We start from the raw sequence: 12,913 nt of genomic DNA, 5'->3' as shown, positions 1-12,913 counted from the left end.
AAATGGAAAAACAGTATATAATAAGTAATGTATATTTGTAAGGAGGTGCATATATGGCATTTCAGGCAGTAGAACAGGTAAAAAAAGCGGAAGCGGAGGCGGCAGCGGTCATTGCAAAAGCCGAGCAGGATGCAAAGGACATAATCGCAAGAGCCCATGATGACGGGGCAGCATTGTTAAACCGTATGCAGACCGAGTCGGGCGCGGAAGCGAAGAATATCATTCATTATGCGCAGACCGAAGCGGATAAGGTGCGTGAAAAAGCTAAAATTCCTACGCAGGAGGCTTTAGAAGCATTGAACCGCGAAACAAGTCAGAAGCAGGCGGATGTAATTCAAAAAGTGATTGACAGGATTTTTTAAAAATTTGACCTGAAAGAAAAGTGGTGATAAATGCATGATAGCCAAAATGAAAAAAATTTCGGTTATCGGATTAAAAACACAGCGCAAAGCCGTTATGGAGCTGTTGCAGAAAACCGCCTCGGTAGAGTTTATTCCCGCAAAGGATAAAAGCTTAGAGCAGGTGGATGTTTCAAACAGCATTATCGGCTTTGAACGGCATTTAAATGCCGCGGTGCAGGCGCTTGCAATTTTAGAAGAGTATGCACCCGAAAAAACAGCCATGTTTGCCATGCGCAAAGAGGCGGATGTGACTAAGATTTCCATGCAGGCCAATGAGGCAAAAGAAATGGGTGACCTGATACTCGGCATTTCCACAGCCCATAAGCGCATTGCAGAAATTGATACCGATATTGGCAGACTTTTAAGCCGTATCACCGTGTTAGAACCCTGGAAAACCTTAGACGTGCCTTTAAATTCGGGGGGGACACAAGCCACCGAATCGGCACTCGGTGTGGCGCAGGGTTGCCTGGAGATTGCGCAAATCGAAGCGTTACTGGGTACAGCCAAAGATTTTGTTTACTTTGAAATCGTAAGTGCGGACAAAGAGTGCACAAGACTGTATTTTATGTATCCGAAGGATAAAAAAGCAGATGCAGAAAAGGCAATGCGCGAAGCGGGCTTTGTACCCCCGGCATTTTCCCTTTCCCATTTGAGTGCAAGAGACAAAATCAAGCAGTTAAGCCAGCGGATTGAAGCGTTGAAAGAAGAAGCTAAGGTTAAAAAGCAGACCATTCTGGATGCGGCAGAGCGCAGAGCAGAAATTCAGATGTTTCACGACCGTCTGGTAATGCGTATTGATAAGTACAACGAGCTGGAAAAGCTTTGCCAGACCGAAACGACTTTTGTGATGCATGGCTATGTTCCGCAGAAAAAAGCGGAGAAAATCCAAAAGCTGTTAACCGAAAAAACAAATTCGTATGTGGAAATTACCGATATTCCCGAGGATGAGGAGACGCCGGTATTGCTCGTAAACAATGCCTTTGCCAAGCCGGTGGAGGGCATTACCACCACCTATTCCATGCCCGGCAAAACCGATATTGACCCCAACCCGATTATGGCGTTTTTCTATTATCTGTTTTTCGGCATGATGTTCTCGGATGCAGGCTACGGTCTTTTGATGGTTCTGGTTTGCGGTTACTTGGGCTTTTTTGCCAAAGTGGAGCAGAGCACAAAGAACAACATGAGAATGTTTTTCTACTGCGGTGTGTCCACAACCTTCTGGGGCTTTATGTACGGCGGCTTTTTCGGTGACCTGATACCGGGACTGAAACCGATTTGGATTAACCCCATTGAAGAACCGCTTACCCTGATGATTTTCTCAATCGCATTGGGTCTTGTGCAGATTCTTGTGGGCCTTGGCATCAAATTCTATACCCTCTGGAGACAAAAAGAGCGTCTGGCGGCACTTTTTGATGTAGGCTTATGGATTGTGGTGCTGTGCGGTGTCTGCGTGATGGCAGGCGGTATGCTGTTTGGCATTGACGGTTTATCCGATGCAGGTATTTATATGATGATTGGCGGTGCGGTCGGTCTGGTGCTGACCCAGGGACGCAGTCAGAAAAACATTATTATGAAGCTGTTCAGCGGTATACTGAGCTTATATGATGTAACAAGCTATGTGTCGGACGCACTGTCTTATTCAAGACTGATGGCGCTTGGTCTTGCCACAGGTGTTATTGCCAACGTGGTGAACACCATGGGCAAGCTGGCAGGCGGCGGTGTTGTGGGGATGATTGTGTTTGTGGTGATTTTCATCATCGGTCACCTCATCAACTTTGCATTAAACTGCTTGGGTGCGTATGTGCATACAAACCGATTGCAGTATGTTGAATTTTTTGCGAAATTTTATGAAGGCGGCGGACGCGCTTTTGCCCCTCTTAAAATGAATACAAAATATTATATGTTTATGGAGGAATGAAAAAATGAGTTATGGTACATTATTTGCATGGTTAGGCGTAGTTTTCGCCGTAGTATTGGCTGGTATCGGTTCTTCAAAGGGCGTTGGTATGGCGTCTGAAGCGGCTGCAGGTGTTGTTTCGGAAGACCCGTCCAAGTTCGGTAAATTGCTGGTTTTACAGCTTCTGCCGGGTACACAGGGTCTTTACGGCTTGATTGTTGGCGTTATGGTTCTTTTAAACATTGGTGTATTGGGCGGCGATCCTTTGCCCGCAAGCACAGAAGGTACCGTTCAGGGATTATTATATCTGGCAGCTTGTCTGCCGATTGGTCTTGGCGGTCTTTTCTCCGCAATGTATCAGGGCAGAGTAGCAACCTCTGGTGTAAGCCTTGTGGCAAAACGTCCCCAGGAATCCTCTAAGGCTATCGTTTCTGCTTCTTTGGTAGAATTGTATGCACTTCTGGCATTCATCACCTCTTTCCTTATGGTAACAGGTATGTAAGGAGGAGCGGACAATGGCAGATTTGCGGATTATAACCGACCGTATTGCCGCTGACGCGCAGGAAAAAGCCAAGGAAATTCTAAAGCAGGCAGATGCAAAGTACACAGAAATTCTGGCAGAATATAAAGCGCGTGCGCAGGCAGACGGTGAAAAAACTTGCGAACAGGCAAGAAAAGACAGCGAAATCTTAACCACCTCCGCAATTTCGGGTGCCGCAAAGGAAAAGGCACAGGCAATCTTAGCCGAAAAAAACCGTTTAATTACCGAAACCCTTTTAAAAGCAGAAGAAACGGTTTACAATATGCAGGATGCCGAGTATATGGCGCTTATGGAAAAGCTTCTTGCAAAGCATAAAAACGACGCTCAAAAGGGTGAGATCGTATTTAATGCAAAAGATAAAGCTCGCCTTTCGGACGGCATGAAAACCGCTATGGAAAAGGCAGGACTTACTTTGTCGGCTGACACAGCGGACATTCGGGGCGGATTTATCTTAAAGTATGGCATGATTGAAGAAAACTGTGCGGTAGAAGCCCTTTTCAGAGAGCATCACGAAATGCTGGTGGATATAGTATGCCACGAGCTGTTTTAAGGCGGAGGTGTAAAGGTGAGACAGGCAGATTACGCTTATGGCGTTGCATACATCCGCGCGTTGGAAAACAAGCTTTTGGACAAAAGTGATATTGAAAGCCTGATTTTGTGCAAAACACCCGAAGAGGCTATGCGTGTCCTTGCAGATAAGGGCTACGGCTCAGAGCCTTGTGCACCGCAGGATTTTGAAAAACTGCTTAAAGCCCAGCAACAGCTATGCTGGGAAACGGTGCGGGAGGTTATGCCAAAGGGTGCATCTCTTGATATTTTAATGTATGAAAACGATTTCCATAATATCAAGGTGATGATTAAGGCAACCTTTGCAGGGGTAAAGGAATACAAGCATCTGTTCTTAGAGCCGGGCACATTGGATGCAGCGCAAATTGAGCAGGCGATTTCTACCAAGAATTTTGGGTTGCTGCAATCGCCTTTTAAAGAGGCGGCAGAGTATAGCTACAGCCTTCTTGCGGAAACCGAGGACAGTCAGCTTTCGGATATTGCTTTGGACAAAGCGGCAATGGATGCTATGATGCAGGCGGCAAACGAGAGCGGAAGTTCATTTATCAAAGAGTTTGTGACCTTAAAAAATGCACTTTCGGACATCAAAATTGCTTACAGAGCGCAAAAGACCGAAAAGGACAGAAGCTTTCTGGAAAAAGCCCTTTCTAAGCATTCGGCATTCAATCGGGAAGCCCTGATTGAAAATGCCTTAAGCAACAGCGATGCGCTTTTTGGCTACATCGAATCCTGCAACTACGGGGAAGCGGTGTCTGCGTTGAAAGAGGGTATCAGTGCTTTTGAAAAGTACGCGGACGAAAAGATAACCGCTTTTACCGAGCAGGCAAAATACGTTATCTTAGGTGTTGAACCCCTTCTGGCGTTCATTTTAAAGAAACAGGCAGAGCTTTTGTCGGTGCGGATTATTTTATCCTGCAAAATCAACGGCTTTTCCGAGCAGGAAATCCGGGAAAGATTGAGAGGGTAGTCTATGGCAGTGAATAAACGTATCGGTATTTTAGGCGATTACGACAGTATTTCTGCATTCAAGGTGCTGGGGCTTGACCCTGTACCCGTTAAAAACGGGGAAGAAGCAGAGGATGCACTGAAAGCGTTGATTGCCAGAGAATATACGGTGATTTTTATAACCGAAAACTTTGCAGAAGCGGTGTCGGATATTTTGGACGAATACCGCACAAAGCCTACACCTGCAATCATTCCGATTCCGTCGGTTTCAGGCAGTACGGGCTTTGGTGTAAGCTATGTAAAGAAGGCAGTGGAACAGGCTGTCGGTTCGGATATTATTTTTAATCAGGAATAAGAATGGAGTAAGATTATGGCAAACGGAACAATCGTAAAGGTTTCAGGACCGTTGGTTGTAGCGTCGAACATGCGCGATGCAAACATGTTCGATGTGGTAAAGGTAAGTCAGCACGGCTTGATTGGTGAAATCATTGAAATGCACGGCGATCAGGCATCGGTGCAGGTTTACGAGGAAACCTCCGGCTTAGGCCCCGGTGAACCGGTAATTTCTACTGGTGCACCCCTTTCGGTAGAGTTGGGACCGGGTCTGATTTCAGGTATCTATGACGGTATCCAGAGACCTTTAAATAAAATCATGGAGCAGGTAGGTACAAACCTGCACAGAGGTGTTTCAGTACCTTCTCTGGACAGAGAAAAGAAATGGACGTTTGTACCGGTGCTTTCTGCAGGCGCTAAGGTTGTTGCAGGCGACATCTTAGGAACGGTGCAGGAAACACAGGCAGTTGTACAGAAAATTATGGTTCCCTATGGGGTAGAGGGTACAATCCTTTCTATCGAAAAGGGCGATTTTACAGTAGAAGAAACGGTTTGCGTGGTGGAAACCGCAAAGGGCAAAAAAGAGCTTACCCTTATGCAGAAATGGCCGGTACGCCGCGGCAGACCGTATAAGCAGAAAATGTCTCCCGATATGCCCCTTGTTACGGGTCAGCGCGTCATTGATACACTTTTCCCCATTTCCAAGGGTGGTGTAGCTGCAGTTCCCGGACCTTTCGGCAGCGGTAAAACGGTTGTACAGCATCAGCTGGCAAAATGGGCAGACGCAGATATCGTGGTCTACATCGGTTGCGGTGAACGTGGCAACGAAATGACCGACGTTTTAAACGAATTCCCCGAAATCAAAGACCCCAAAACAGGTCTTACGCTTATGGAAAGAACGGTGCTGATTGCCAACACCTCCGACATGCCGGTTGCAGCGCGTGAAGCATCGATCTATACAGGTATTACCATCGCAGAATATTTCAGAGATATGGGCTATTCTGTGGCACTTATGGGTGACTCCACCTCCCGTTGGGCAGAAGCGCTTCGCGAAATGAGCGGACGTTTGGAAGAAATGCCCGGTGAAGAAGGGTATCCTGCATACTTAGGTTCGCGCCTGGCACAGTTCTATGAACGGGCAGGCAGAGTGTACACCTTAGGTAGCGAAGAACGTACCGGTGAGCTTTCGGTTATCGGTGCAGTATCCCCTCCGGGCGGTGACATTTCCGAGCCTGTATCCCAGGCAACCTTACGTATCGTAAAGGTGTTCTGGAGCTTAGACTCTGCCCTTGCGTATAAGAGACATTTCCCGGCAATTAACTGGCTGAAATCCTATTCGCTGTATTTAGACAGCATGAAGAACTGGTTTGATCAGGAGGTTTCGCCCGACTGGATGGTTTGCAGAAACCGCATGATGCTTCTCCTGCAGGAAGAAGAGGAACTGGACGAAATTGTAAAACTGGTTGGTATGGACGCCCTTTCCGCGCCCGACCGTATCAAATTGGAAGCAGCACGCTCTATCCGTGAAGACTTCTTGCATCAGGATGCGTTCCATGAAGTGGATACCTTCACTTCTTTAAATAAACAGCTTCTGATGATGAAATTGGTTCTGGCATACTATGACAAAGCCAATGAAGCATTAAAGAACGGCGTTCCGGTAAACGCAATCTTCTCTTTGCCGGCACGCGAACAAATCGGCAGATTCAAATACCTGCCTGAGCAGGAAACAAAAGATGCATTTGAAGAAATTCTGCATGCATTGGATGTTCAGCTCGAACAGGCAGCAGTAAAGGAGGACTAAACCCATGGCAAAAGAATATCGTACCATAAAAGAGGTTGCAGGTCCTTTGATGCTGGTGCAAGATGTAGAACAGGCAACCTATAATGAGCTTGGTGAAATCGAGCTGGAAAGCGGTGAAATCCGTCGTTGCAGAGTGCTGGAAATCAACGGTACCAACGCATTGGTGCAGTTGTTTGAAAACAGCGCAGGAATCAACCTTTCCAATTCAAAAGTACGCTTTTTAGGACGCGGTATCGAGCTTGGCGTATCCGAAGATATGTTAGGCCGTATGTTTGATGGTCTCGGAAACCCCATTGACGGCGGTCCCGAAATTATCCCCGAACAGCGCGTAGACATCAACGGTGTGCCCATGAACCCTGCCGCAAGAAATTACCCCTCCGAATTCATTCAGACGGGTGTTTCGGCAATTGATGGCTTGAACACCTTAGTTAGAGGGCAGAAACTGCCTATCTTCTCGGGTTCGGGTTTGCCGCACGCAAATTTAGCGGCACAGATTGCCCGTCAGGCAAAGGTGCTCGGTAAGGATGAAAGCTTTGCAGTAGTATTTGCGGCTGTAGGTATCACCTTTGAAGAAGCAAATTACTTTAAAGAAGAATTTACAAGAACCGGTGCAATCGACAGAACGGTGCTGTTTGTAAACCTTGCAAACGACCCGGCTATCGAACGTATCGCAACTCCGAAAATGGCGCTTACTGCCGCAGAATTTTTGGCTTTCGAAAAGGGGATGCACGTTCTGGTTATCATTACCGATATCACAAACTATGCAGACGCCTTGCGTGAAGTGTCCGCGGCAAGAAAAGAAGTGCCGGGTCGTCGCGGTTACCCCGGTTATATGTACACAGACCTTGCGGCAATGTACGAACGCGCAGGCAGACTGAAAGGAAAAGACGGCTCTATCACCTTAATTCCGATTTTAACCATGCCGGAAGATGATAAGACTCATCCGATTCCTGACCTTACCGGCTACATCACAGAAGGTCAGATTATTCTGTCCCGTGAGCTGTACCGTAAAAACATCATGCCTCCCGTGGATGTTTTGCCGTCGCTTTCCCGTCTTAAAGATAAGGGTATCGGTGAGGGCAAGACCCGTGCAGACCATGCAAACACCATGAATCAGCTGTTTGCGGCATACGCAAGAGGTAAGGAAGCCAAAGAACTGATGGCAATCCTGGGCGAAGCAGCTCTTTCGGATATTGATAAGCTGTATGCGCAGTTTGCCGAAGCTTTTGAAGAAAAATACGTGTCCCAGGGCTATGACAACGACCGAGGCATTGAAGAAACCTTGGAAATCGGCTGGGAATTGCTTTCCATTCTGCCGAAATCGGAACTGAAACGTATTAAAGACGAATTTATTGAAAAGTATTACAAAAACTAACGCAGGAGGTGTAAGCCGTGGCAATTTTATCTGTGAATCCCACCCGTATGGAGCTGAGTAAGCTTAAAAAGAAGCTTGCCGTGGCGACACGCGGTCATAAGCTTTTAAAAGATAAGCGGGATGAGCTGATGCGTCAGTTTTTGGATATTGTGCGGGAAAATAAAATCTTGCGCGAAAAGGTGGAGCAGGCGATTGAAAAGGCAAACCGCTCTTTGATTATGGCGCAATCCGTCATGTCCAAAGAGGTTTTGCAAACTGCCCTGCTTTTGCCAAAGCAAGGGGTAGAGGTTACCGTTTCCGAAAAGAATATCATGAGCGTGGATGTGCCGGTTTTTAATACCAAAACCAAAACCGATAACCCCCATGACATTTTCTCTTACGGCTATGCCTATACCAACGGCGACTTAGACGCAGGCGTTCTGACTTTAGCCGAAATCTTACCTGATATGTTGCGCCTTGCTCAGCAGGAAAATGCAGCACAACTCTTGGCGGCAGAAATTGAAAAGACGCGCCGTCGCGTAAACGCCTTAGAGCACGTCTTAATTCCCGATACACAAGACACCATCCGCTATATCGTCATGAAGCTGGACGAAAACGAGCGCTCCAGCACCACCAGACTGATGAAAATCAAGGACATGATGATTGAACAGAATTTACAAGCAAAATAAAAAAGAGGCTTATGGCCTCTTTTTTAAAAAACAGAAATAGAAAAAAAGAGCCTTATCGGCTCTTTTTTTAGTTTATTTTACTAATTTTTCAGCCAGTACGCGGATGACATCTGCAGTGCCGTCCAAGCCCACTACCGAAGCATTTAAGCAAACATCGTATTCGCTTGCGCTGCCCCAGGTACCGCTTGTAAAGAAGTTGTAGTAAGATGCTCTCTTCTTATCGGTCTTTTTCACAAGGGTTTCAGCTTCTTTTCTGCCGATATTTAAATTGGACATAACGCGGTTAATACGGTATTCCTTGTCGGCATGTAAGTACACCTTTAAAACATGCGGTTCTTCTGCCAGAACCTGATTGCCGCAGCGACCAACAATAACGCAATTGCCTTTTTTAGCCACTTCACGGATTACGTTTGACTGAATCACAAACAAATTGTCCGAATTGGAAATATCTGCATTGAAAATAGATGTGGTATACCCTGCATAATTTGCGGTTGCCAGGGAATACAGAAAACTGTTATGCTCCTTTTCCGCTCTCTCAAACATTTCTTCGCTGATGCCGCTTTTTTCGGATGCCATTTCGATAATTTCCTTGTCATAATAATCGTAACCTAACATCTCTGCTAATTTCTTGCCGATTTCGATACCGCCTGTACCAAACTGTCTGCTGATGGTGATTACCATATTTGTTGCCTCCTTTTTATATATTCTTATCTTTCTGATTCCAGTATAACATAAATTTTAAAAAATTTCAATGGGCAATGCATTTTTTTTAAATTTTTTGGTTATACTGTTACCGAATAGGAAAGGAGTTATATACCATGGATACAATTTCTCTTATTTTAGTCATCATCGGCGCACTCAACTGGGGCGCAATCGGGCTTTTTGGTATTGACGTGGTGGCAACCATCTTCGGCGGTCAGTTTTCTGTCATCAGCCGTATCATTTACACCCTTGTGGGTATCGCGGGCATCTGGAGCATTACCCTTTTGTTCCGGGACCGTACAGGACACGAAGAATCCATGAAATGAGAAAATGTGCACCCCGTAAGGGGTGCATATTTTTATTGACTTTACATAGCTTTTGTGTTAGAATATAAAGAGACAAAATTTTTAAAAGAAAGAGGGTTTTAGCATGAAGAGACTGTTTTGTATACTTCTTTGTCTGTCTTTGCTGTTTTCATGTGGCATATCGGCTATGGGCGCAAGCTTTACCGATGTTTTTGAAACGCATGAATATTATGAAGCAATTGATGTCCTTTCGGATTTCGGCATTATTTTAGGTGACGCAGGTACGGGTGCATTCCGTCCGAACCACGAGATTTCCCGTGCGGAATTCAGCGTTATCGTAACCAGAATTTTAGGTGTCAGCGATTTGAAAGCAGATTTGAATAATCTGCCCTTTACAGATGTTACACCCGAAAGCTGTGATGAATGGATTTTAAATGCGACTAAGGTTGCCTATGACATGGGCATTATCGCAGGCTATGGCGACGGTACCTTTGGTCCTTATAATCCTGTAACTTATGAACAGGTTGTAAAAATGCTTGTTTGCGCATTGGGTTATGAAAGCAGCGCCATCGAAAACGGCGGCTGGCCTGCAGGTTATCTGGTAGTGGCAAATGATTTGGGCATTACTAAAGATGCGGTTATGGCTTACAGTGAAAACGCGCCCCGCGGTATTGTGGCACAGCTTGTATACAACTGTCTGGAAGTAGACCTGATGGAAAAAGTAAACGAAACCGATTATCAGGTACGTCCCGGTCATAACATTTTAACCGATAAGCTTGGTTATGTGAAAGATGAAGGTGTTGTAACCGGTATTGCAGGCAAGGCATTTACCCATACCGGCAAACGTATCGGTGCAACCGAAGTGGAAATTGACGGTGAAATTCATGCAGCGGGCGAAACTGATGCAAAAAAATACTTCGGTTATTTCGGTGAATTCTATTACAAGCTTAAAAACAATGTAAAGATCTTGATTTCTTTCACTCCGTCCGACCGTAACGTTGTTTATGAAGTGCACAGAGATTTGGTGGAAGACCTGGACGAAAACGGTATTACTTATCTGGAAAATGAGGATGCGTCCAAAACCTCGTATCTTGCATTTAACGGACAAACCGTATTCCTTTATAACGGTCTTGCAACCGATCTTGACAGAATTTCCAAACCCAACACCGGTGTGGTTCGTATGATTGACTGTGATGATGATGAAGTGATTGACTTAATCGAAATCAAAGATACCCGCGTGGTGGTTGTAAATGCACTGGATTCTCTGAATAAAACCGTAACCAATAAATATAACACAAGCGAAAAGATTGTGCTCAATCCGGATGTGGTTAAGGTTAAGTTCTATAAAAACAAATCTGAAGTAGAATTCTCCGCAATCAAAAAAGAAGATGTTTTGCTGATTGCAGAAAACGATAATAATATTACAGTAACAATTGTAACCGCAACAAAGACCGGCGAAGTTTCCAGAATTGCCGAAAATGGCGAGGTGTATTATGTAGCCGGCAAATCATATGAAGCCTGCAGTGATTATGTGGAATACATGAGCAAAACACCTGCAGAAGCATTACAGGTAGGGGATAAGGCAACTGTATATCTGAGTGAAGAAAACCAGATTCTGTATTCGGTTCGTGCAGAGCTGAATGCAAAGGTTGGTTACCTGATTGCAGTAGGACCTGATGAAGATGCAGAAAAAACACAGATTAAAATGCTGACCTTAGATGGTAAAATCGGCATTTACGACTGTGACAAAAACATGACTATCAACGGTGTCCGTTATGACTGGGATGAAATTGAAGACGAGTTAAAGGATACCTGTGACCTCACCAACAAGGATGAAAATGCCAAAGGTACAGAAACCTCCCAGTTAATTAAATATGAACTGAGCGGAAGTGTTGTAAGTGCAATCTATACAATGGTGGAAAATGGCGACAAAGCCCGCGAGCTGGTTCTGGGCAAGGGCTATACCAAAGATGCGGTATACCAGAGTTCGACCCGAAGCTTTAAGGATATGAACCTTTCCTTAAGCACCAACACGTCAAAGGTTATTTTGATTCCGTCTGACCGTGGCAACACGGAAGATTATGTGGTGGCAACCTACAGCAGACTTTCTAACCTCGGAAAATACAATATTGAGGCGTATGATGTATCTGCTACCGGTGTTGCAGATTACCTCCTGGTGTATGGGTCTGCGGCGGTAAGTACAACAAGCTATCCTGCGTTGCTGACCGATGCATATATTGTACAAAACAGCGAAGGAACAAACGTTTATGAGCTGAAGTTTATCTTAAACGGTAAAGAGGTAACCCGTCAGACCAAGAACCGTGCTGTATTTAACAGCAGCGGTGCAAAGATTGGTGATATTGTTCGCTACAAGCAGAACAACAAGGGCGTTATCGAAGACATTTACCGTATCTTTGACCCGGAGGATGAATCCTTTACCTTGTTGTATCCTTCCAAGGCGGCAGGCAAGCGCTACTATACAGAAGGAACGGTTACAACCGCAACCAACGCAACACAGCTCAGCATCTGCGGTACGGTGTACAGCCGTGACGAAGAACGTTTCGTTATTTCGCTTGGCACTGTAAATGAAAATGGCGATTTAGTGGATCTGGAAGGCAATATCAACGACGAAATCACACGATACACCATCAATTTCAGTTCGGGTACAAAATTCTTTGTGTATGACAAGAAAGAATCCGAAGCTAAGAGATTGAACACCGAAGCAACCAAGGAATACATCATGGACTGGATTGATTCGGGTGCAGGTGCGTCTAAGGTTATGATTTATGCAAATACGACCAATCTGCGTTTCGTTTATATCATTGTAGAGTAAAATCAAAGAGGGCGGGAAACCGCCCTCAAACTATAGGAAGTGAGTTCTATGCGAAAAACAACCAACCGGGAAATTGGCATCCGATTAAAAGAAAGCCGTTCCAACAAAGGATATACCTTGCAACAGGTAGCACAGTTTGTTGGGGTTGACCGTTCTACAATTCAGCGTTACGAGGTGGGCGGTATTGTAGTCATCAAACGTCCGGTGGTGGAATCCATTTGTGCCTGTCTGGGTGTAAATCCTGCATGGGTCTTAGGGGAAAGCGAAGATAAGTATCCGCTTGAGGGGAAAGAGTACTTCCCGGAGGATGTGCTTTTTGCGGCAAGACGCCTTTCGGACGTGCCCGAAGAAAAACGCAAAGAGATTCTGGAACGACTGATGCAGGAATTAGATGAATTAGAATGAAAGGGAATGTAAAAAAAGTCCGGATCGCAAAAACGCGAGTATAAAGGCGAACAAAGTTTGTGCAAACGCACGAGAAAGACACAAAATGAAGAAAACACGCAAAATTTTGCGCGTTTTCTTTTGATAAATGCGTTTTTGCT

The 12,913-nt window shown here is 45.3% G+C and carries 13 protein-coding genes; 12 read left to right on the top strand and 1 reads right to left on the bottom strand.

Going from position 1 to position 12,913, the window contains the following annotated elements; genetic code table 11:
- The first annotated feature begins 53 nt into the window (after window positions 1–53).
- Genes IJE10_08620 through IJE10_08580 form a run of 9 tightly spaced genes read left to right on the top strand, consistent with a single transcriptional unit; the run spans window position 54 to window position 8,528 of the window.
- The gene (locus IJE10_08620; GenBank protein MBQ2968164.1) at window positions 54–362 is read left to right on the top strand and encodes a hypothetical protein; all 309 of its coding nucleotides are present in this window, start codon (window positions 54–56) and stop codon (window positions 360–362) included.
- Window positions 363–396: 34 nt separating this feature from the next.
- On the top strand, window positions 397–2,319 hold the full coding sequence (locus IJE10_08615; protein ID MBQ2968163.1) for a V-type ATP synthase subunit I: 1,923 nt from the start codon (window positions 397–399) through the stop codon (window positions 2,317–2,319).
- 4 nt (window positions 2,320–2,323) lie between these two features.
- On the top strand, window positions 2,324–2,800 hold the full coding sequence (locus IJE10_08610) for a V-type ATP synthase subunit K (GenBank protein MBQ2968162.1): 477 nt from the start codon (window positions 2,324–2,326) through the stop codon (window positions 2,798–2,800).
- Window positions 2,801–2,813: 13 nt separating this feature from the next.
- Complete coding sequence (locus tag IJE10_08605) at window positions 2,814–3,389, top strand: V-type ATP synthase subunit E (protein MBQ2968161.1); 576 nt, start codon at window positions 2,814–2,816, stop codon at window positions 3,387–3,389.
- A gap of 15 nt (window positions 3,390–3,404) precedes the next feature.
- Window positions 3,405–4,373, top strand: a complete 969-nt coding sequence (locus tag IJE10_08600; GenBank protein ID MBQ2968160.1) for a V-type ATPase subunit — start codon at window positions 3,405–3,407, stop codon at window positions 4,371–4,373.
- Between the two features lie 3 nt (window positions 4,374–4,376).
- Window positions 4,377–4,706: a V-type ATP synthase subunit F gene (locus IJE10_08595; protein ID MBQ2968159.1), complete on the top strand. Its 330-nt coding sequence runs from the start codon at window positions 4,377–4,379 to the stop codon at window positions 4,704–4,706.
- A 15-nt stretch (window positions 4,707–4,721) separates the two neighbouring features.
- Window positions 4,722–6,485, top strand: coding sequence for a V-type ATP synthase subunit A (locus IJE10_08590; GenBank protein MBQ2968158.1), 1,764 nt, complete (start codon window positions 4,722–4,724; stop codon window positions 6,483–6,485).
- A gap of 4 nt (window positions 6,486–6,489) precedes the next feature.
- Window positions 6,490–7,860: a V-type ATP synthase subunit B gene (locus tag IJE10_08585; protein ID MBQ2968157.1), complete on the top strand. Its 1,371-nt coding sequence runs from the start codon at window positions 6,490–6,492 to the stop codon at window positions 7,858–7,860.
- A gap of 17 nt (window positions 7,861–7,877) precedes the next feature.
- Entirely contained in the window at window positions 7,878–8,528 is a 651-nt protein-coding gene (locus IJE10_08580) for a V-type ATP synthase subunit D (protein ID MBQ2968156.1), read from the top strand.
- Between the two features lie 72 nt (window positions 8,529–8,600).
- Here IJE10_08580 and IJE10_08575 read toward each other — a convergent pair whose 3' ends face one another.
- The gene (locus tag IJE10_08575; GenBank protein MBQ2968155.1) at window positions 8,601–9,209 is read right to left on the bottom strand and encodes a cytidylate kinase-like family protein; all 609 of its coding nucleotides are present in this window, start codon (window positions 9,207–9,209) and stop codon (window positions 8,601–8,603) included.
- A gap of 137 nt (window positions 9,210–9,346) precedes the next feature.
- Here IJE10_08575 and IJE10_08570 point away from each other — a divergent pair, with 137 nt between their 5' ends.
- The 3 genes from IJE10_08570 (at window position 9,347) to IJE10_08560 (ending at window position 12,773) form a co-directional block, all read left to right on the top strand.
- A complete protein-coding gene (locus IJE10_08570) occupies window positions 9,347–9,556 on the top strand; it encodes a DUF378 domain-containing protein (protein ID MBQ2968154.1) in 210 nt (69 codons plus the stop codon).
- A gap of 103 nt (window positions 9,557–9,659) precedes the next feature.
- Window positions 9,660–12,368 carry an S-layer homology domain-containing protein gene (locus tag IJE10_08565; protein MBQ2968153.1) on the top strand — a complete coding sequence of 903 codons (2,709 nt, stop codon included), beginning with the start codon at window positions 9,660–9,662 and terminating at the stop codon, window positions 12,366–12,368.
- A 48-nt stretch (window positions 12,369–12,416) separates the two neighbouring features.
- Window positions 12,417–12,773 (top strand): helix-turn-helix domain-containing protein, encoded by a 357-nt coding sequence (locus IJE10_08560; GenBank protein ID MBQ2968152.1) that lies wholly within the window; start codon window positions 12,417–12,419, stop codon window positions 12,771–12,773.
- Window positions 12,774–12,913: the final 140 nt, after the last annotated feature.

Source organism: Clostridia bacterium (genome assembly GCA_017410375.1).
In the GTDB taxonomy this organism is placed as follows: Bacteria; Bacillota; Clostridia; order RGIG6154; family RGIG6154; genus RGIG6154.
This window is presented reverse-complemented; position numbering and strand designations above follow the sequence as displayed.

Coding starts and splice junctions, on each gene's coding strand:
- IJE10_08620 (MBQ2968164.1), top strand. CDS start 54: ATGGCATTTCAGGCAGTAGAACAGGTAAAAAAAGCGGAAGCGGAGGCG.
- IJE10_08570 (MBQ2968154.1), top strand. CDS start 9,347: ATGGATACAATTTCTCTTATTTTAGTCATCATCGGCGCACTCAACTGG.
- IJE10_08565 (MBQ2968153.1), top strand. CDS start 9,660: ATGAAGAGACTGTTTTGTATACTTCTTTGTCTGTCTTTGCTGTTTTCA.
- IJE10_08560 (MBQ2968152.1), top strand. CDS start 12,417: ATGCGAAAAACAACCAACCGGGAAATTGGCATCCGATTAAAAGAAAGC.
- IJE10_08605 (MBQ2968161.1), top strand. CDS start 2,814: ATGGCAGATTTGCGGATTATAACCGACCGTATTGCCGCTGACGCGCAG.
- IJE10_08575 (MBQ2968155.1), bottom strand. CDS start 9,209: ATGGTAATCACCATCAGCAGACAGTTTGGTACAGGCGGTATCGAAATC.
- IJE10_08590 (MBQ2968158.1), top strand. CDS start 4,722: ATGGCAAACGGAACAATCGTAAAGGTTTCAGGACCGTTGGTTGTAGCG.
- IJE10_08595 (MBQ2968159.1), top strand. CDS start 4,377: ATGGCAGTGAATAAACGTATCGGTATTTTAGGCGATTACGACAGTATT.
- IJE10_08585 (MBQ2968157.1), top strand. CDS start 6,490: ATGGCAAAAGAATATCGTACCATAAAAGAGGTTGCAGGTCCTTTGATG.
- IJE10_08615 (MBQ2968163.1), top strand. CDS start 397: ATGATAGCCAAAATGAAAAAAATTTCGGTTATCGGATTAAAAACACAG.
- IJE10_08610 (MBQ2968162.1), top strand. CDS start 2,324: ATGAGTTATGGTACATTATTTGCATGGTTAGGCGTAGTTTTCGCCGTA.